Source organism: Arthrobacter sp. UYEF36 (assembly GCF_040547025.1).
Classification (GTDB): Bacteria; Actinomycetota; Actinomycetes; order Actinomycetales; family Micrococcaceae; genus Arthrobacter.
The window spans coordinates 109,543-129,092 of record NZ_JBEPOX010000004.1; the positions used below are offsets into that span (position 1 = coordinate 109,543).

17 protein-coding genes are annotated in these 19,550 nt (G+C 68.9%); 8 read left to right on the top strand and 9 right to left on the bottom strand.

Annotated elements, in window-relative coordinates; translation table 11 throughout:
* Positions 1-15: 15 nt before the first annotated feature.
* From ABIB29_RS08350 to ABIB29_RS08365, 4 genes are all read right to left on the bottom strand, one after another.
* A complete protein-coding gene (locus tag ABIB29_RS08350; protein ID WP_354171781.1) occupies positions 16-861 on the bottom strand; it encodes a phosphotransferase in 846 nt (281 codons plus the stop codon).
* A 4-nt stretch (positions 862-865) separates the two neighbouring features.
* Positions 866-2,335 (bottom strand): peptide MFS transporter, encoded by a 1,470-nt coding sequence (locus ABIB29_RS08355; protein WP_354171783.1) that lies wholly within the window; start codon positions 2,333-2,335, stop codon positions 866-868.
* A 179-nt stretch (positions 2,336-2,514) separates the two neighbouring features.
* Complete coding sequence (locus ABIB29_RS08360; protein WP_354171785.1) at positions 2,515-3,627, bottom strand: alcohol dehydrogenase catalytic domain-containing protein; 1,113 nt, start codon at positions 3,625-3,627, stop codon at positions 2,515-2,517.
* Positions 3,628-3,717: 90 nt separating this feature from the next.
* Positions 3,718-5,157: an amidase gene (locus ABIB29_RS08365; protein ID WP_354171787.1), complete on the bottom strand. Its 1,440-nt coding sequence runs from the start codon at positions 5,155-5,157 to the stop codon at positions 3,718-3,720.
* 279 nt (positions 5,158-5,436) lie between these two features.
* Here ABIB29_RS08365 and ABIB29_RS08370 point away from each other — a divergent pair, with 279 nt between their 5' ends.
* From ABIB29_RS08370 to ABIB29_RS08380, 3 genes are all read left to right on the top strand, one after another.
* Positions 5,437-5,763: a rhodanese-like domain-containing protein gene (locus ABIB29_RS08370; RefSeq protein ID WP_354171789.1), complete on the top strand. Its 327-nt coding sequence runs from the start codon at positions 5,437-5,439 to the stop codon at positions 5,761-5,763.
* A gap of 18 nt (positions 5,764-5,781) precedes the next feature.
* Complete coding sequence (gene pheA / locus ABIB29_RS08375; protein WP_354171790.1) at positions 5,782-6,762, top strand: prephenate dehydratase; 981 nt, start codon at positions 5,782-5,784, stop codon at positions 6,760-6,762.
* Positions 6,763-6,855: 93 nt separating this feature from the next.
* On the top strand, positions 6,856-7,077 hold the full coding sequence (locus tag ABIB29_RS08380; RefSeq protein WP_354171792.1) for a hypothetical protein: 222 nt from the start codon (positions 6,856-6,858) through the stop codon (positions 7,075-7,077).
* On the opposite strand, the gene ABIB29_RS08385 is transcribed toward ABIB29_RS08380, so the two are convergent.
* Positions 7,074-8,138 (bottom strand): diacylglycerol/lipid kinase family protein, encoded by a 1,065-nt coding sequence (locus tag ABIB29_RS08385; protein ID WP_354171794.1) that lies wholly within the window; start codon positions 8,136-8,138, stop codon positions 7,074-7,076. The genes ABIB29_RS08380 and ABIB29_RS08385 overlap by 4 nt on opposite strands.
* A 78-nt stretch (positions 8,139-8,216) precedes the next feature.
* On the opposite strand from ABIB29_RS08385, the gene serS reads away from it, so the two are divergent.
* On the top strand, positions 8,217-9,497 hold the full coding sequence (serS, locus tag ABIB29_RS08390; protein WP_354171796.1) for a serine--tRNA ligase: 1,281 nt from the start codon (positions 8,217-8,219) through the stop codon (positions 9,495-9,497).
* Between the two features lie 133 nt (positions 9,498-9,630).
* Positions 9,631-10,512 (top strand): HAD family hydrolase, encoded by an 882-nt coding sequence (locus ABIB29_RS08395; protein WP_354171798.1) that lies wholly within the window; start codon positions 9,631-9,633, stop codon positions 10,510-10,512.
* 42 nt (positions 10,513-10,554) lie between these two features.
* Here the strand turns inward: ABIB29_RS08395 and ABIB29_RS08400 are convergent, their stop codons facing one another.
* Positions 10,555-11,154, bottom strand: coding sequence for a hypothetical protein (locus ABIB29_RS08400; RefSeq protein WP_354171800.1), 600 nt, complete (start codon positions 11,152-11,154; stop codon positions 10,555-10,557).
* Between the two features lie 262 nt (positions 11,155-11,416).
* On the opposite strand from ABIB29_RS08400, the gene ABIB29_RS08405 reads away from it, so the two are divergent.
* The gene (locus tag ABIB29_RS08405; protein ID WP_354172028.1) at positions 11,417-13,807 is read left to right on the top strand and encodes a phosphoketolase family protein; all 2,391 of its coding nucleotides are present in this window, start codon (positions 11,417-11,419) and stop codon (positions 13,805-13,807) included.
* Between the two features lie 23 nt (positions 13,808-13,830).
* Here ABIB29_RS08405 and ABIB29_RS08410 read toward each other — a convergent pair whose 3' ends face one another.
* From ABIB29_RS08410 to ABIB29_RS08420, 3 genes are all read right to left on the bottom strand, one after another.
* Positions 13,831-14,613 carry a DUF429 domain-containing protein gene (locus tag ABIB29_RS08410; RefSeq protein WP_354171802.1) on the bottom strand — a complete coding sequence of 261 codons (783 nt, stop codon included), beginning with the start codon at positions 14,611-14,613 and terminating at the stop codon, positions 13,831-13,833.
* A gap of 37 nt (positions 14,614-14,650) precedes the next feature.
* Positions 14,651-15,985: a carboxylesterase family protein gene (locus tag ABIB29_RS08415; protein WP_354171804.1), complete on the bottom strand. Its 1,335-nt coding sequence runs from the start codon at positions 15,983-15,985 to the stop codon at positions 14,651-14,653.
* 147 nt (positions 15,986-16,132) lie between these two features.
* Entirely contained in the window at positions 16,133-16,621 is a 489-nt protein-coding gene (locus ABIB29_RS08420; RefSeq protein WP_282378589.1) for an inorganic diphosphatase, read from the bottom strand.
* 142 nt (positions 16,622-16,763) lie between these two features.
* On the opposite strand from ABIB29_RS08420, the gene dacB reads away from it, so the two are divergent.
* Both dacB and ABIB29_RS08430 read left to right on the top strand, forming a co-directional pair.
* On the top strand, positions 16,764-18,269 hold the full coding sequence (dacB, locus tag ABIB29_RS08425; RefSeq protein WP_354171806.1) for a D-alanyl-D-alanine carboxypeptidase/D-alanyl-D-alanine endopeptidase: 1,506 nt from the start codon (positions 16,764-16,766) through the stop codon (positions 18,267-18,269).
* 98 nt (positions 18,270-18,367) lie between these two features.
* The gene (locus ABIB29_RS08430; RefSeq protein ID WP_354171808.1) at positions 18,368-19,486 is read left to right on the top strand and encodes an Rv3626c family coenzyme F420 biosynthesis-associated protein; all 1,119 of its coding nucleotides are present in this window, start codon (positions 18,368-18,370) and stop codon (positions 19,484-19,486) included.
* Positions 19,487-19,550 lie beyond the last annotated feature (64 nt).

The window sequence follows — 19,550 nt, forward strand, 5'->3', positions numbered from 1 at the left end:
GCCATCGTTCTGCGGTCAGCCGGTAAGCGCCACCAGCAGCCGCCCGGCATGGGCCTCGAGCCAATCGCCGCGGCGGCGGATCATGCCGCCGACGCCGTCGTCCCACATCCGCGCCCAGCCGCCGCCGAGGACCCGGGCGTTGTGTTCCATCCGTTCATAGCTCAGCGACGTCGCCTCGACCCCGAAAGCCGGCAGCTGCCGCCGTTCCTCGGCGCTCCAGCCGTAGGCGTCGGCGAAGATCCGGAGCCGCCGGAACGGGTCGGTTGCTTCCCAGCCGGGCCACCCGTCGGCCGGATCGCGGAGCGGGGCCCAGTGCATCGCGGTGTTATAGGAGTCCTTGAAGGCCGTGGTGGGGCCGGCGAGGTCAAAGTCCACCAGGCCGGCGGCGCGGCCGTCCCGGACCACGACGTTCTGCGGTGTCACGTCGAGGTGGCAGACGAGTTCCGGCGGGTCCTGGCGGACCGGGCGGGGCGGGAACGGGTGGGCGTGTGGTGCGAACCCGGCCGAGGCCCTGTGGAGCCGGCGCACCAGCCGGGCCACGGAAACCAGGAGCTCCTCGGTCTGCACCCAGGGCTCCGGGGCGGGCCCGGCGCACCGTCCGGGCAGGAAGGTCAGCACGTCCCGGCCCTCGGCGTCCCGGCCCAGGAACCGCGGGGAACCGTCGAAACCGGCGTCTTCCAGCCAGTCAAGGTACGCGGCGACAGCCAGTGATTGCGGCTGGTGCGGGCGGCGGATGGTCCCGCCGACCCGCACCACACCGTCGGTGACATCGCCTGCCGGCATGAGTTCGACGTCGGACGCCTCGCCTGCGGCGGGGACGTAGACGCGGGCCTCAAGTGGCGCGCGGTGCCTGGACCTCATCGGCTCAGCGTACGCCGCCCATGAGCTTCTTGATCGCCGGCGAGGCCGCAGCCAGGCCAACAGCCAGCAGCATGGCGGTGCCGCCGATGCCGATGAAGTACGGCAGCTCGTCCTCCGGGTTGTACAGGCCGGACAGGATCCCGGCCAGCGTGGTGCCCAGCGACACCGAGAGGAAGAACAGCGCGACCATCTGGGTGCGGAAGGCCGCCGGAGCCAGCTTGGTGGTCACGGACAGGCCGATGGGGGACAGGAACAGTTCCGCGAGCGTGAACAGGAACAGGATCCCGACCAGTGCCAGCAGCGGGGTCTTGCCGTCCCCGGCGAGCGGGATGAAGGCCAGGAATGCCAGGCCCATCACGAAGAGGCCGATCGAGAACTTCAGCGCCGAACCGGGCTGTTTGCGGCCCAGGCGGGTCCAGAGGGCAGCCATCACGCCGGCAAAGATGATGATGAACACCGGGTTGATGGACTGGACCCAGGCGGCCGGCATTTCCCAGCCGAACACGTTCCGGTCCAGCTTCTCCTCCGAGTACACGGCGATGAAGGTGAACTGCTGCTGGAACAGCGCCCAGAACGCGGCCGAGGCGATGTACAGCGGGATGAATGCTGCCACCCGGCGTCGTTCGGTCCCGTCGACCTTCTTGCTGCTGAAGATCAGGGCGAAGTAGAGCACGGACGCGCCGATGGCCGCGTAGGCCATGGACATGGCCAGGTTCCCGGCATTGACGATCCCGGTGGCCAGCAGCACGGCGATGACCGCGGCGATGCCGGCGAAGCGGAGGCCGTATTTGGTGCGCTCGGCGGCGGGCAGCGGGTTATGCACCCGGTGCGCCTCCTCGGGCAGGTTCTTGCGGCCCAGCGCGTAGATGACCAGGCCGACGGCCATACCGACGGCGGCGGCGCCGAAGCCCCAGTGGAACCCGTGGCTTTCCTGCAGCCAGCCGGTCACCAGCGGGCCGATCAGCGCGCCGGCGTTGATGCCCATGTAGAAGATGGAGAATCCGGCGTCGCGGCGTTCGTCCTTCTCCCGGTAAAGGCTTCCCACCAGGGCGGTGGCGTTGGCCTTCAGGCCGCCGGAGCCGACGCCGACGAGCACCAGGCCCGCGATCAGGCCGGGAATGCCCGGCACGAAGGCGAGGGCGACGTGGCCGGCCATGATCAGGATGGCGGAGCCGAACAGCACCTTTTCGGAACCGAAGAGCCTGTCCGCGAGCCAGGCTCCGAGGATGGTGGAGAGGTAGACGCCGCCGCCGTACGCGCCGACGAGGCCGGCAGCCAGGCCCTGCTCAATTCCCAGACCGCCCTCGGCGGCCGTGAAGTACATGTAGTAGAGCAGGATGCCCTGCATGCCGTAGAACGAGAAGCGCTCCCACATCTCTACGGAGAAGAGGCTGGCCAGCATCTTTGGGTGGCCGAAAAAGGATGAATCGCCCGGCGTTGTAGCGGGGGGATTGGATAAATGAGTAGTGCTCATTTACTTAATGCTGACAGTGTGACGCGGGATTGTCACATTCGCGGCGGCCCGGGGCAAGCCAGGCTTCCGGCGTCTTGCCCGCCTTTTCCTGACCCGTTGCGCTATCACTTTTAGCTGCTTAGGACCCGGAATAGCAGCTATGAGTGATGGCGCAACCTGGGGGCGGGCGGCGCCCGCGGCTAGCCGGCGTCGAACATGATGACCTGGCGGACCGCTTTCCCGTCGGCCAGCTGGTCCATGGCCTGGTTGATGTCCGCCAGGGCGATGCGCGCCGAGATCAGTTCCTCCACCGGCAGTTTCCCCTCCCGCCAGAGCTGGGCGTACTTGGGAATGTCCCGGGACGGCACCGCGGAGCCAAGGTAGCTGCCGACGATGGTCCGGGCCTCGGCCGTGATGGTCAGCGGCGAGATCTGCGCGCGGGCTTCCGGGTGCGGCAGGCCCGCGGTGATCGTGGTTCCGCCCACCGCCGTGGCGGCGAAGGCGGTTTCGAAGGCGCGCGGGTTCCCGGCACATTCGATCACGTACCTGGCCTTGACGCCCTCCTCCAGGACTTGCTGCGGGGTGTACGTTTCGTGGGCACCCAGGCGGCGGGCGTGCTCCAGTTTTTCCTCCAGCGTGTCCACGGCCACGATCCGCGAGACACCCTGGGAAACCGCCGTGATCAGCGCGGCCATGCCGACGCCGCCGAGCCCCACAACCATAACGCTGTCCTGCGGCCGGGGCCGGGCCGCGTTGAGGACGGCACCGCCTCCGGTCAGGACGGCGCAGCCCAGGACGGCGGCGACGTCCGCCGGGATGTCATCGCCGACCGGCACGGCCGAGGCGCGGTCCACCACGGCGTGGGTGGCGAAGCCGGAAACGCCCAGGTGGTGGTAGATCTTTTCGCCGCCGCGGTCCAGCCGCATCGATCCGTGCAGGAGCGTCCCGTCGCCGTTGCTCTTCGACCCCGCGGTGCAGGGGAGCCGGCCGTCTTCGGCACAGTTAGCGCACTGTTCGCAGCGGGGTAGAAAGGACATCACCACGCGCTGGCCCTGCACGAGGTCCGTGACCTCCGAGCCGACCTCGACGACGCGTCCGGCAGCCTCGTGCCCCAGCAGCATCGGCACCGGGCGGACCCGGTTGCCGTCCACAACACTCAGGTCCGAGTGGCAGATGCCGGCGGCCTCGATCCGCACCAGGATCTCGGTGGGGCCGGGGCCCTCCAGCTCCAGCTCGGAGATGGTGATGGGCCGGGAGTCCGCGAACGGGCGGGGGCGGCCGATTTCCTCAAGTACTGCACCGGTGATCTTCATCGATCCCTCTCGTGTGGGTTCCAGCTCGGGTGGTTTCGGGCCGGCGGCGTTTCAACGGTGGACATGTCCACCGTACAACTGCACCCCATGCTAGAACCCCAGCTGCGCTGCCAGCTGCAGCAGCAGCGCCTCGGAGCCCATCGGCCCGATCAGCTGGATGCCCATCGGCAGTCCGGCACCCTTTCCCCCGCCGGTCCAGTGCACCGGAATGCTGATCGCGGGCAGCCCGCATACGTTCACCATGGACGACCAGGGCGCGTATTCGCACTGCTTGCGGTAGTCGCCGTCGGCATCCCCGGTCCAGTCGGCCGCCGGCCAGTAGCCGTCGCCGTGGGCCGCCCCGGTGAACCAGCCCACCGGGCGGGGCGTCTGGGCCAGCGCCGGCATGAGCATCAGGTCCCAGGCGGCGTACTGGGTGATGGTGTCGCGCTGGAACTGTCGCAGGAGCCCGAGGGATTCGGCGAGTTTCGCGGGCCCGCGCTGCTGCGCGCGGCGCCGGAACGTGCGTGTCAGCGGGGTCAGGAGGGCCTCGCGCTGCGGAACGATCCGGGCATCTCCGACGGCGGCGGTCCAGGCCGTGGTGAAGGCGGCCGGGTAGCGGTTGTCGTAGCGGATGGAGGCGTCCGAGGTTTCGTGGCCGGCCGCCTCCAGCAGCCGGATGCCTTCGGCGAGGGCGTCGAGCGCCTCGGGGTCCGGAGTGAAGGGGAAGATCGTCTGCCATGGACTCGCCAGGCTCACGCCGATCCGCAACCTGGGCGGGTCCTGGGCGGCGAGTTCCAAATAGCGGGGAGCAGGCTTGGCGGACGGAGCTGCGGGGCCCGGCACCATCGCATCGAGCAGCAGGGCTGCGTCCGCCGCGGAGCGGGCCAGCGGCCCGGACACGACCAGGCCGGCGGGGTCGCCGGTACTTTCGCCCGTGGGAACCAGCCCGCGGCCGGGCTTCAGGCCCACGAGCCCGCACGCGGCGGCCGGAATGCGGACCGAACCGCCGCCGTCGGACCCCGGCGCAAAGGGAATCAGCCCGGCGGCCACCGCCGCGGCGCTGCCGCCGGTGGATCCTCCCGAGCTGCGGCTGAGTGCGTGCGGGTTTCTCGAGGGCGGCGCGATCCGGTTCTCGCTGTAGGCCGTCAGCCCGAACTCCGGGACCTGCGTCTTGCCCAGCGAGACCACACCCGCGCTTTTGAGCGTGGCGACCAGGGCGCCGTCGGTCAGCGCCGGCTTGTGGTCCAGGGCGGCGCTGCCGTGGGTGGTGACAACTCCGGCGACGTCCGTGAGGTCTTTGAAGGCCACCGGCATGCCGTGCAGCAGCGCCAGTTCGGTCCCGTCCCGGATGGCCCGTGCGTGCGACCCGTCCGCTGCGGTGGCGTCCAGCAGGGCATGTTCCGCGGTGACAGTGATAAATGCGCCGAGATGCCGGTTTTCGGCGGCGATGCGGTCCAGGAAGTGCCCGGTGGCCTGCCGCGAGGACAGCTCGCCGGAGTGGAGGGCGTCGCGGAGGTCCACGGCAGAGAGTTCGTGGATCTCAGCCACGGTGACTCGGCTCCCCGGGGTTCCCGGACTGCCGCTCCGGGGGACATGTCCAGTGGTGGCGCGGGCGGGTGGACATGGTGGCACTGTGCCCAGTCCTCGTGGCCGGGGGAGGGCATGTCCCCGAAGGCCGGGAGCGGGCAGCGGGAATTGCGTGACGGCGAGCCGCCGTGGATCTCCTGTGCGCCATGCCAGAAGCGTAACCTGCAGCCGGGTAGGGGTGCGGCAATGGCGGCTGGCGATACGCTGGGAGCAGACCATGCATTCTGCGGAAGGACGACCATGAGCGACTTTGACACCGTGACCGTGTCCGACATCCCTGAAGGGGCCAGGATCCTCGATGTCCGCGAAGACTACGAGTGGGGCGCCGGCCACGCCGCCGGGGCGCTGCACATCCCCCTCGACCAGCTCCCGGCCCGCCTCGAGGAGCTCGATCCCGACGAGGACCTTTACGTAATCTGCCGCACCGGGGGACGCTCCTTCCGCGCGGCCCAGTGGCTCTCCGGTCAGGGGTATTCCGCCCTGAACGTGGCCGGCGGCATGGACCAGTGGCTGGAAACCGGAATGCCGCTGGTGTCCGACAACGGACTCAAGCCCGTCATCCTGTAGTTGAAGAAAGAAGCGCCGATGCCCGCATCACCCGTCACGTACACCTTCCTCGGACCCGCGGGCACCTTCACCGAGGCCGCCCTGATGCAGGTTCCCGGTGCCGCGGACGCCATCCGCGTTCCGTCGACCAATGTCAACACGGCGCTGGACAAGGTCCGCGGCGGCTCGGCGGACGCGGCCATGGTGCCGATCGAGAACTCCGTGGAGGGCGGCGTCACTGCCACCCTGGACGCAATCGCCACCGGCCAGGAACTGCGGATCCTGCGCGAGGCCCTCGTGCCGATCAGCTTCGTGCTGGTGGCCCGGCCCGGAACCCGGATCGAAGACATCCGCCGGATCTCCACCCACAGCCACGCCTGGGCGCAATGCCGGCTGTGGGCAGAGAAAAATATTCCGAGTGCAGAATATATCCCGGGATCCTCCACGGCCGCGGCGGCCATTGGACTCCTGGAGGGCGACACGCACTACGACGCGGCAATCTGCGCCCCGATCGTGGCCACCGAACAGCCCGGGCTCGCCGTGCTGGCGGAGAACATCGGGGACAACCCCGGTGCCGTCACGCGATTCGTGCTTGTGGGCCGGCCCGGAGCGCTGCCGGAACCCACCGGTGCGGACAAGACCACCGTCGTCGTGCCGCTGCCGGAAGACCGCCCCGGCGCCCTGATGGAGATCCTTGACCAGTTCGCCACCCGCGGCGTGAACCTGAGCCGGATCGAGTCACGGCCCACCGGCCAGTACCTGGGCCATTACTTCTTCAGCATCGACGCCGACGGCCATGTGGCCGACGCGCGTGTGGCGGATGCCCTGGCGGGACTGCACCGGATCAGCCCGGCCACCCGCTTCCTGGGTTCCTACGGCCGCGCCGACGGACACCGGACCATCGTGGAGCCGCATACCTCCGACCAGGCCTTCCGCGCGGCGCATTCCTGGGTCAAAGACATACTGTCCGGGGCATCTGTGGTGCCGGAATATATGTCCAAGGCTTCGCCCACAGCGTAGACAATTGCCACATCAGGCACTTCCGCCCCTATGAAACTGTGCGTATGCTTGCCTGATCCATATTGGGGAAGTCCTCTATCGAGGGAGCAGGACATGGCAGACACCAGCCTTGAAAATGACGGCCAGGGAATGATTGTGAATCCCAAGCCGACCGCTGACAACCAGGACTGGGACGGCGACGACGCCGACCGTGCAGACCGGCTGCGCTTCGAAGAGGAGCAGGCCATGATCCGCGAGCAGTCCGAAGCCCGCGCCGCCAAGGCCGCCGCGGAAGCGAAGAAGGTCGCAGACGCGCACAAGGAAGCCGGCGCTTAATCTCCCTCGGTGCCGTCCTTGACCCGGACGAGCAACGAGCCGGGGGCAACCTGCACGGTGACCTTCGTGGCCTCACCGGACGGATCGCCGTCGACCTGCGTGGCCATCGGCTCCGCGCAGCTGATGATGATCTTCCCGGAGCGGTAATACGTCATCACCGGCAGGTTTCTTTTGTGCTTCAGCACGATCTTCCAGTACATGGCCAGCCAGCCGATTGCGCTGCGCGGACTCATCACCACGACGTCCAGCATGCCGTCGTCGATCATCGCCTGGGGGATGAAGTCGATCCCGCCGGGAACCAGGCCGCAGTTCGCGAACAGGACGCTGCGGATCTTCCGGCTCTGTTCCGGCTGGTCGTCCAGCGAGATGGACACCTTCTTGCGGCGGCCGGGGAGGTGCCGCACTCCCGCTTCGGTGTAGGCCAGCCAGCCGACAGCCTTCTTCAGCCCGTCGCTGGTGTCGCCCACCACCTCTGCGTCCATGCCAATTCCGGCAATGACAAGGAAGGTGTGCTCCGCCGTCTCCTTGGTGCGGGAGTTCTCCACCCTCATCCGCGCCGTATCGATAAACCGCTGGTGTCCGAACAGGGCGGTCTGGACGCTGCCGTGCAGGTCGCCCACATCCAGGTGGATATTGCGGGCCAGCAGGTTGCCGGTCCCGAGCGGGATCAGGCCCATGGCAGTATCCGTGCCCGCCAGAATGTCCGCCACCACCCGCACCGTGCCGTCACCGCCGCCCACGAGGACGACGTCGGCGCCGTACTCGACGGCGGCGCGCGCCTGCGAGAATCCGGGGTCCTCGGCGGTGGTGTCGAAAAACCGCGGCGGTACCCAGCCGGCCGCGGCGCACGCACTTTCAATTAGGGTGCGGGCCTCGTCCGACCTGGCCTTGATCGGGTTCATCACCACGGCGACTTTCTGCTGGCCCAGGCCCGGACTGTGGGTTTCCTCCCACACGGCGCTGCGCGTGTGCCGGGCCCGGAGCTTGCGCACGCCCCACCAGCTGGAGACGGCAAAGGCCAGGACTCCAGCGATGATGAGGTAGAGCAGCCAGTCGCGCATTGTGCTCCAACACTATCCCGCCGGTGGCCGGCGGCCTGATTGCCCGGTAATGGTGGCCGGATTGGATAGTCTTGTCAGGTGATCGACGTAAAAGACCTCAGCGAAAATCCGGACAAGTTCCGGGCCAGCCAGCGCGCCCGCGGCGCCGACGAATCCGTGGTGGACGCGATCATCGCCGCGGACTCGGCCCGGCGTGCCGCCCTGATCCGCTTCGAAAACCTCAGGGCCGAGCAGAATGCCTTCGGCAAGAAGGTGGCGCAGGCCAAGGGCGAGGAAAAGCAGGCCCTGCTGGCAGAGGTCAAGGTCCTCGCGGGACAGGTCAAGGCCGCTTCCGCCGAGGCCGACGTCGCGCAGGCAGCGCACGAGGAACTGCTGCGCACCATCCCCAACCTCATAGAGGACGGCGTTCCCGAGGGCGGCGAAGACGACTACATCGTGGTCAAGACGGTCGGAGCCCCGCGCGAATTCACCGATTTCGAGCCCAAAGACCACCTGGAAATCGGTGAGCTGATCGGTGCCATCGACATGGAGCGCGGCGCCAAGGTCTCCGGGTCGCGGTTCTACTTCCTGCGCGGCGTCGGAGCCCGGCTGGAGATGGCGCTGCTGCAGATGGCCATGGAACAGGCGATCGACGCCGGGTTCGTGCCGATGATCACCCCGACCCTGGTGCGCCCGGAGACCATGCAGGGCACCGGTTTCGACGTCAAGCACGACGCCGAGATCTACCGGCTCGCCGAGGACGACCTCTACCTCGTGGGCACCTCGGAGGTGGCCCTGGCCGGCTACCACGCGGACGAGATCCTGGACCTCTCCGCCGGCCCGGTCCGCTACGCCGGGCAGAGCTCCTGCTACCGCCGCGAGGCCGGCTCGCACGGCAAGGACACCCGCGGCATCATCCGGGTCCACCAGTTCAACAAGGTGGAGATGTTCATCTACACCACGGTTGAGGAGGCCGCCGCCGAGCACGCCCGGCTGCTGGCCTGGGAAGAGGAGATGCTGGCCAAGTGCGAGCTGCCCTACCGGGTCATTGACACCGCCGCCGGGGACCTCGGCAACTCCGCCGCCCGCAAGTTCGACTGTGAAGCCTGGGTTCCGACGCAGGGCGCCTACCGCGAGCTGACCTCCACCTCGAACTGCACCACCTTCCAGGCGCGCCGGCTGAACATCCGCGAACGCGTGCTGAACGAGGACGGGGCCCCCAAGGGCACCCGCGCCGTCGCCACGCTCAACGGCACCCTGGCCACCACCCGCTGGATCGTCGCCATCCTGGAGCACCACCAGAACCCGGACGGCTCCGTGAACGTCCCGCAGGCCCTGCAGAAGTACCTTGGCGGCATGACGGTCTTTCCCGTCATCTGAGCCCCGGGTTCCCGGCCCGTGACCCCGCAAAGCGCGGCGGGGCAGTGGGCGTCAACAGCTGTTCACTCCGGGTTCACCGCACGCTGTGGCCTGCGTCCTAGCGGCTGTCGGGGGTGTCTGCTCTACTAGTTAGATGACAACATTGACTGAATCCTCAGTCGCCGGCAACGATGACCGGCGAGACAACACCCGGAACAACCGGAACAACGAAAACACAGCCGCCCACAAGCTGATGGTGGCGCTCGACGTCGACGGCACCCTCGTGGACCACGACGGCCACATGTCCGTTCCCGTCCGCGAGGCCGCCCAAGCCGTTGTGGCAGCAGGCCACCACGTCACCATTGCGACCGGCCGCTCACTGAACGCGACCCTGCCGATCATTGAGCACATCGGCATCGACAACGGCTATGCCGTGTGCTCCAACGGCGGTGTCACCCTGCGGCTGGATTCCAGCCTGCCGGACGGCTACGAGATCGTGCACAAGGCCACCTTCGACCCGGGCCCCGCGCTCCGGGCGCTGCGCAAGCGGCTGCCCTCGGCCAAGTACGCGCTCGAGGATGAGGACGGCAACTTCCTCTCCACCGAGCGCTTCCAGGACATGAGCTTCGGGGTGGAGGCAATCGGCGTCGACTTCCAGACCATGCTGGAAGCCACGGCGGTCCGCGTGGTGGTCTTCAGCGCCGAGAACACACCCGAGGAGTTCAACACCGCGATCCGGCATATCGGCCTGGCCGGCGTGACCTACTCGGTGGGGTGGACGGCATGGCTGGACATCGCCGCCGCCGGCGTGACCAAGGCCAGCGCCCTGGAGCACCTCCGCGGCAGGCTGGAGATCGAGGCGCACCGCACCGTCGCCGTCGGCGACGGCCGCAATGACATCGAGATGCTCACCTGGGCCGCCCGCGGTGTGGCCATGGGCCAGGCGCCCGAGGAAGTCATCGCCGCAGCGAACGAGGTCACCCACTCCGTGTTCGACGACGGCGCCGCCCACGTGCTGCGCAGCCTGCTGCTCTAGGCTCCGAGGACGCCGAGGGGCTGGCCTGCGGCAGGTGTGCTGTCAGCGCGCCTCGAGGATGAGGCCCAGGAGCCTGGCCGCGGCGGGCCGCGCCGCGTGTTCCTCATTCCATTGCGCCCGCGCCACGGCCTTGCTGACCGCCTGGGTGGTGATCCCGAGTTCCACGGCCACCGCCTTCTGCTGTCCGCGCACCCCGGGGGTCAGCAGGTCCAGGACCCGCCACTCCGCGGGGCTGCGGTCGTGCACGATGTGACCCAGCAGCCGAAGCACGGACTCGGACTCCGCGGCGAGGTCGGCCAGCGGGCCCTCTACTGCCACCGGAATCCGGTCCTTGCCGTTGCGCAGCCGGTCGACGGCCCGGCGGGCGTAAATCAGCCCGTGGCCGGAGGCGTCCTTGATCTGGTTCGGCAGGGGCTCATTGACGGGTCCGACGCCGATGCCCACGTACCAGCTGCCGGTCCGCAGGGCGATCATCGCCGCTTCGACGGCCTGCTGCGGAGAGTCCACGATGCCCTGGACCTCGTCCTCAACCGAGCGGTCGAAATCAAGGCGCGCCGGAATGTGCCGCAGGTCCTTGAGGAGCTGCGGCACGCAGTCGCCGTCGCGCCGGCTGTCTGTTTGGTTGATGGTCAGCGTGAACATTCTGGATCCACACTACCCGGTGGTAGGGGGCTGGCAAGAGCCGCCCCGGGCCACGCTCCCGCAGGCTTGTGTCCGGTCCGGGGACGTGTTGCGATGGAGGTTGCGCACCGCCCAGGCCCCCCGTGAAGCGAGGAATCCATTGACCAGCGACTTGACCAGCGACCCGACGTCCGACGCGGATCCGGCCGCCGGCAGCACCCCGGGCAAGGCGTCCGAAGCGCACCCGGACAGCGTCCCGCAGGAGGCCGGCGGCGGCGCAGAACTGGAGCTCGTGGACCGCTGGTGGCGGGCCGCCAACTACCTGTCCGTGGGGCAGATCTATCTGCGTTCCAACCCGCTGCTGCGGGAACCCCTGAGCGCCGGCGACACCAAGTCCAGGCTGCTGGGCCATTGGGGCACCACCCCGGGTCTGAACTTCGTCTATGCCCACCTGAACCGGGTCATCCGCCGGGACAGCCAGAGCATGCTGTTTATTGCCGGACCCGGCCATGGCGGGCCGGCCGTGGTGGCGAACGCCTGGCTGGAGGGCACCTACTCCGAAATTTACAGCAATGTCGGCGACGACGTACAGGGCATGGCTGAGCTCTTCCGGCAGTTCTCCTACCCGGGCGGAATCCCGAGCCACGCCGCCCCGGAGACCCCTGGCTCCATCAGCGAGGGCGGGGAGCTCGGCTATTCCCTGGCGCACGCCTACGGCTCCGTTTTCGACAATCCGGACCTGATCACCGCCGTCGTGATCGGCGACGGCGAGGCCGAAACCGGGCCGCTGGCGGCGAGCTGGCATTCCCACAACTTCCTGGACCCGGTCCATGACGGTGCTGTGCTGCCCATCCTGCACCTGAACGGCTACAAGATCGCCAATCCCACCATCCTGGCCCGCATGCCCGAAGCCCAGCTGGAACAGCTGCTCCGCGGCTACGGGCACGAACCGCACTTTGTGACCGTGGGCCATCCGGACGACACGGCGGCCGCGCACCGGGACTTCGCCGCCGTCCTGGACGACTGCCTCACCGAGATCCGGGCGATCCAGTCCACCCGCAGGAGCGGAACTGCAGGCGGCGGTCCGGCCCGCCCCGCCGAAGGCGACGCAACAGCCGACGACGCCCCGGCCGCCCGCTGGCCCATGATCGTGCTGCGGTCGCCGAAGGGCTGGACCGGGCCCCGGATCGTCGACGGACTGCAGGTGGAAGGAACGTGGCGGAGCCATCAGGTGCCGCTGTCCGAAGTCCGCACCAACCCGGAGCATCTGGCGCAGCTGGGGGAGTGGCTCGAATCGTATCGTCCCGCCGAGCTCTTCGACGACGCCGGGCGCCTGCGGCCGGACGTCGCGGCCAATGCCCCCGGGGGCGCGCTCCGGATGAGCGCCACGCCGTACGCAAACGGCGGCGTGCTGCTGCGGGACCTCAAGCTGCCCAAGTATGAGGACCATGCCGTCCCGGTGGCGCAACCGGGGGTCGAGCGGGTCAGCGCGATGATCACGCTGGGGTCCTGGCTTCGCGACGTGATCAGCCAGAACCCCGAGACGTTCCGGCTGTTCGGCCCGGACGAGACGGCATCGAACCGCCTGCAGGACGTCTATGAGGTCACGGACAAGGTGTGGCAGTACCGGATCGAGGAACTCGATGAACATCTTGCCCGCGCCGGACGTGTCATGGAGGTCCTCAGCGAACACCTCTGCCAGGGCTGGCTGGAGGGCTACCTGCTGACCGGCCGGCACGGTGTGTTCAGCTGCTATGAGGCGTTCATCCACATCGTCGATTCCATGTTCAACCAGCACGCCAAGTGGCTCAAGGTGCACCGTGAACTGGCCTGGCGCCGGCCCGTCGCCTCGCTCAACTACCTGCTGTCCTCGCATGTCTGGCAGCAGGACCACAACGGCTTTTCGCACCAGGATCCCGGCTTCATCGACCATGCCGTGAACAAAAAAGCCGAGGTCATCCGCGTCTACCTGCCCCCGGACGCGAACACGCTGCTCTCCGTGATGGAGCACTGCCTCGATTCGCGGGACTACGTCAACATCGTGGTCAGCGGCAAACAGCCCTCGCCGACCTGGCTGGGTCCCGCCGAGGCCGCGCACCACTGCCAGCGCGGTCTGGGAATCTGGGAGTTCGCGGGGTCCGAAGTCCCCGGCGAGGAACCCGACGTCGTGCTGGCCTGTGCCGGGGACGTGCCCACGGTCGAGACGGTCGCCGCAGCGGAACTGCTGAAGGCCGGTGCCCCCGGGCTGAAGATTCGGGTGGTCAACGTGGTGGACCTGATGCGGCTCCAGGACGCCAGCGAACACCCGCACGGCCTGACGTCCCGGGACTTCGACGGGATCTTCACGGCGGACAAGCCCATCATCTTCGCCTACCACGGCTATCCGTCGCTGATCCACCGGCTGGCGTACCGGCGGACCAACCAGGAGGGCCTGCACGTGCGCGGCTATAAAGAGGAGGGCACCACCACGACCGCCTTCGACATGGCCATGCTCAACGGGATTGACCGCTTCCAGCTCGCCATCGACGCGATTGACCGGGTGCCGGGGCTGGCGGAGAAGCACTCGCTGCTGCGGCAGGCGCTGCAGGACAGCCGGATCCGGGCGCACAACCACACCCGGGACCACGGGGAGGACTCGAAGGAAATCAGCGGCTGGACCCTCGGCCCGGAGTAGCCCCGCTGGAAGCGGCCGCCCCGCTACGGCCGGTCGCCGCCGAGCCCGTCCAGCCCGCCGCCGAGCCCGTCCAGCCCGCCGGTGGGCAGGTGGATCCAGCCCTCGGTCCGGGCGGCCTTGGCGTGGGCGGCATCCGGCCGGAGCGTCACGCCGAGGGCCACGGCCCGCGCGGTGAGGGCGGCGATGAGCGCGTCGAACATGTCATCGGAGCCCGCCAGCCGGTCCTCGTGTCCGGCCAGGTCCAGCCAGGGTGCTGCCTGCTTCAGCCCGTCAAGGAGCTCGGCCAGCCGTTCGGTTTCCGCGCCGCCGCGCCCCTTGTAACCCCGGGCCAGCAGGCCCCAGGATTTCAGCGACGCAGCCGGGTAGACCTCGGCGAGCCGGCCGCTGCCGTCCCGGGCCTGCGGGCCGTGGCCCCGTGAGATTTTGGCCTGGATGACGGCGCAGCGCATCGCCGGGTGGGCCAGCCGGTCGGCGGAGACGCTGAGCGGGATCAGCCCGGTGCGGGCGGTGACGAAACGGTCGGTGTCCCGGTAGGCCAGCAACCGGCGTCCTTCGATTCCGTCAAAGTCCAGCACGGGGTGCGGTTCGAAGGCCAGATGCCCGGCCAGGAAGGGCAGGAAGGCGTCCGGCCAGCCCACGGGGCAGTCGATACCGGTCATGTCGGTGGCGCCGAAGAGCCGCACAATCTCCTCGTCGCCGATGTCGAGGGCCAGGTGCGCCAGGCGGGCTGAACCGTTGTCCCATTCGATGACGGCGGCTGCGGTCTTCCGGGTGGCTGCGGCGAGGTCGACGCCGAGGGTCCTCACCGCGGCCCGCCCGGAACGGCAACCAGAGGCCGGCGGGTCATCCGGCTCGGACCGAGCGGTACTGCAGTGCACCGGGCAGCCCGCCCCGGCTGTCCAGGCCCTCCCCGGCGGCGAAGCGTGCCCACACGGCGCGGAGGGCCCGGCCCTGGGCGTTGATTTCCTCCCAGCTGGCTCCCGCGAGCAGCCCGGCACCTTCCCAGGTCTGTTGGTCGCCGAACAGCAGCGGCAGGTCAACGGTGTGCGCGGCCCCGTAGAAGTTGCCCGGCGCCGCCCAGGAGAGCACGTAGCTGTAGGCCGTGCCGCCGGCCTCGGCGTGCCGCCGGGCGAACCTCCTGGCCGCCCGGCCGTACACGGCCTCGGTGACGGCCCAGTTGATGGCTTTGACGACGGCGGTCCCGAGCACCGGGACCTTGGCCACGCGGCCGACAACGGGGTTGCGCGGCAGGAACAGCCGGGCTTCCTCGGAGGTGTGTCCGATCAGGACCTCGATCCCGGGGGCGGTGGAGTTCCACGCCTCCTCAATGCCGGACTCCGGCGGCAACGGGGAGTGCCCGTACTGGGTGCCGAACGGCATCGCCGCGATCAGCCCGAACTTCCGGGCCACCTGCGACACCCGCTCCTCGATCTCCACAACGTCCATCGCCGGGGTGTCTTCGGTGACGTGCTCCGCCGCGATGCCCATCGCGGCGCTCATTTTTTCGCGGCCCCGGGTGATGCCCAGCGGCGCGCTCTGAATGATGGCGCGCTGGAACAGGGTGGGGGCCTCCGGCGTCGCCATAAGGTGGGCGACGGCGTCGCCTCCGGCGGACTGCCCGAACGCCGTGACCCGTCCCGGGTCGCCGCCGAAGGCGCTGATGTTGCGCTGCACCCAGCGGAACGCCTCGAGCTGGTCCAGCAGGCCGAGGTTCGCGGGCCGGCCCGTGCCCGTCGCGAGGTAGCCGAACAGGCCCAGGCGGTACGTCACGGACACAACGATGACCCGGTTCTCGGCGACGAGGGCCTTGGGGTCGAAGATGGCCAGGTCGCCGGAACCGGAGGTGTAGGAGCCGCCGTGGAGCCACACCATGACCGGGACCCGGTCGTTCGCGGTGAGGCCGGCCGGCATGGTGATGGAGAGCCGCTGGCAGTCCTCGCTGCCGGGGAGCTCCCCGTAGCGGGTGCCAAGGATGTCGTCCAGGAACGGCACCGGGGCCTGCGGGCAGGCCGGGGACAGGGAAGTGGCCGCGAGGACCCTGGTCCAGTCGGGGGCACTCACCGGGGGCTGGAAACGTCCCGCGGCGGCATAAGGGATCCCGGTGGCCCGCACGACGTCACCGTCCCGCCAACCCGTGACCGGACCGCAGGGAGGACTAAAGGCAGGCTCGGCGTTCATAAGCCCACGATTTCACATTTTCCTGACCCGTCACTGACAACGGCCGGTAAGCCTGGACGGCGCCTTAAACAGCAACGCGGGGTCACCTACGGCCCATATCCGTTGGCCGGATGGGCGGTAGGTGACCCCGCGTTGGAGTGGGGAACGTTAGTGCGTGTGGGGAACGTAACGCTTGATGGACGCCTCCAGCTCGGCCTCCGCGGCGGCGCGGTCGCCCCAGCCCTCGGCCTTGACCCACTTGCCCGGCTCCAGGTCCTTGTACCGGGTGAAGAAGTGCTCGATTTCCTTGATCAGGAATTCGCTGACGTCGCTGATCTCGTTGATGTGATCGAAGCGCGCGTCGACCGGCACGCAGAGCACCTTGGCGTCTCCGCCGCCGTCGTCGGTCATGTTGAACACGCCGATGGGGCGGGACTCAACAATGACGCCGGGGTGCAAGTCAAAGTCCTGCAACAGCACCAGCGCGTCCAGCGGATCGCCGTCTTCGCCCAGCGTGTTCTCGAAGAACCCGTAGTGCGTGGGGTACTGCATCGAGGTGAACAGGACGCGGTCCAGGCGGACGCGGCCCGTTTCGTGGTCGACTTCGTACTTGACGCGTGATCCCTTGGGGATCTCGATGGTCACGTCATGCTTCATGGAATACTCCTCGACGAATTCAGGGGGTTCGCGGCACTCACAAAAGGCTGCCGGCGCCGCCGACTACTATTGAGGATATAGCGAGAGGCCCTGGTTTCAGGAACTAGTGGGGACATTTCAGGACTAAAGGACCAGCAGCCGGATGAAACGCAGAACGAGCCGGCCGGGCGTTGACCCGGTGACCGGGCCGCTGCGGCGGAGCCTCCCACTGCTGCTCCAGAGCCTGCTCGTCGCGGCGCTCGCCCTCCCCGCCGGCGTCGCCGTCGCCCCCGCCTTCCTCGGACCCAGCCCATCCGAAACCGCTCCGCAGTCCACTCCGCCGTGGCACCAGGTCCCCGGCGCACTGGCCGGCCGCGGCGGCGCCGCGGCCGGCACCACCCCGGACGGAATCGAACCGCTCACAGCCACCGCTCCCGTTCCGCAACCCGGTCCGCTCGCGGCCCGGCTGAACGAAACCCTCAGGACCGACGGATCCGGGAACTTCACCGGCGTGGTGCAGGACGCCCTCACCGGCGAGGTGCTCTTCGACCGTGCCGGCGACGAGGTCCGGGTTCCCGCCTCCAACATGAAGATCCTCACTGCCGCCGCGGCCCTGCGCACCCTCGGCCCGGAACGCCGCTTCAGTACCAGGGCGGTGGCCGGGGCTACCCCCGGGACTGTCGTGCTGACCGGCGGCGGCGACGTGCTCCTCGGCTCCGGCGAATCGGTGCCCGGCGCCGTGCTGGGCCATGCCGGCCTCGCCAGTCTGGCGCAGTCGACTATCCGGGCCCTGCAGGCCGACGGCGTCTCCGGCCCCCTGACGGTCCAGCTGGACGACTCCCTCTTTACCGGCCCCGCCCTGAACCCCGCCTGGAACCTGGAGGATGTGGCCGCCGGCGAGGTGGCCCCGCTGTTCCCGCTGGCACTGAACTCGGCCCGCTTCGACCCGGCCACGACCACCGGCCCCCGCCCCCAGGACGCCGCGATGAGCGCCGCCGAGGCCTTTTCCGCCCAGCTCGCGGCAGCAGCAGGCGGCGCCGGGCTGACGGTGGCGCCCGGTGTCTTGCGGGTCCCCGCCGGAACGGACGACGGCGGCACCAGGGTCCTGGCCGAAATCCAGTCCGCCACGGTGGGCCAGCAGGTCGATCTGCTGCTGCGCACCTCGGACAACTACCTGACCGAGGCGATCGGCCGCATGGCGGCGCTCGCGGCCGGACAGCCCGGCAGCAACGACGGGGCCGTCGCAGCCGTGCTGCAACAGTTGGAAGAGCTGAAAATCCCCGCCGCCACACTGCGCGCCGCGGACGTCTCGGGGCTGGCGCTGGCAAACCAGGTCTCCACCCGGCAGCTCTCCGAAGTAGTCCGGACCATGACCTCCGGCGCGGACCCACGGCTGCGTGCCGGCCTCGCCGGGTTCCCGGTCGCCGGACTCACCGGGACCCTGGGGGACCGGTACGTGGACGACGCGGCGACGGCGGCCGGTGCCGGTCTGGTCCGGGCCAAGACCGGCACACTGAACACGGTCATCGCCCTGAGCGGCTACGTCGTGGACGCGGACGGCCGGCTCCTGGTGTTTTCCTTCATTGGCAACGGACTGACCCCCGGAACGGGGAACAAGGCCGCGCTGGACCGCACCGCCTCCGTCCTTGCCGGCTGCGGCTGCCGCTGACTGCTGCGCGAGCCGGGTGCGGCTGCCGCTGCGGGTGGCCGTTCGCCGCCCGGCGAATTTAAGGCACAAAGTCAGTCCCCTGTGATCTGATGGAGCCTATGGAGTCCTCTGCCCGCGAGACATCAGCCCAAGCCCAAGCTCTGATCAACTGGGAGCTTGCCGCCTCCACCGCCGCCCGCCTGACGCCGGCAGGCCCCACCCTGGGATCGGCCGAGATCGGCGCCGCCGTCGACAACCTGCGGCTGATGGCGGACCTGTCCGTGCCCCACGTCCATGACATCACCGGCCTGGAGGCCGCCCGCGACCTGCGCGATTCCTCGGTCCTCGTGGTGGACCGCGCCTCCTGGTCCAGGGCCAACACGCAGAGCTTCGCCGTTATGCTGCAACCCGCGATGGAAAAGATGCTCGAGGGCCGCCGCGGCACCCTGAACCCCGGCGCGGCCAGCGTCAGCGGCGCCATCACAGGCAGCCAGCTCGGCGCCATCCTCGCCTTCCTCTCCAGCAAGGTCCTGGGCCAGTACGACCCCTTCTCCGCCCTCGCCGAGAACTCCACCGCCCCCGCCGGCGGCCGGCTGCTCCTGGTGGCGCCGAACATCATCTCCGTCGAGCGCGAAATCAACGTCGAACCCGAGGATTTCCGGCTCTGGGTCTGTCTCCACGAACAGACCCACCGTGTGCAGTTCGCCGCGGCACCCTGGCTGCGGCACCACATGCTGGAGGAGATCGACAGCCTCAGCGGACAACTGCTCGGCAACGTCGATTCCCTGATGGAACGGGCCTCGGCTGCAGCGAAATCGCTCAAGGACCGCAGCGCGTCCGGCTCCGCCCCCAGCCGGGGCGCCATCCTGGACCTGCTGCAAAACCCCGAGGAAAAGGCTGCGATCTCGCGCCTGACTGCCCTGATGAGCCTGCTCGAAGGGCACGCCAACGTGGTGATGGACGCGGTCGACTCCAGCATTGTGCCCTCCGTGAAGACCATCCGGCAGCGCTTCAACTCCCGTGCCAAGGACCGCGGCGTGATCGAAAAGTTCATCCGCAACCTGCTCGGACTCGACGCCAAGATGCGCCAGTACAGCGACGGCTCAAAGTTTGTCCGCGAAGTCGTGGACGTGGCCGGTATGGAAGGCTTTAACAAGGTCTGGGAGTCCGCGGACAACCTGCCGACCGAGCCGGAAATCCACAATTCCAGGCTCTGGCTTGAGCGGATGGGGCACTAGGCCCCGTGACGTCCAGTCCCGTTTCGAGCGGACAACTTCCCAGCGGACGACGCCGGCCCGGCCG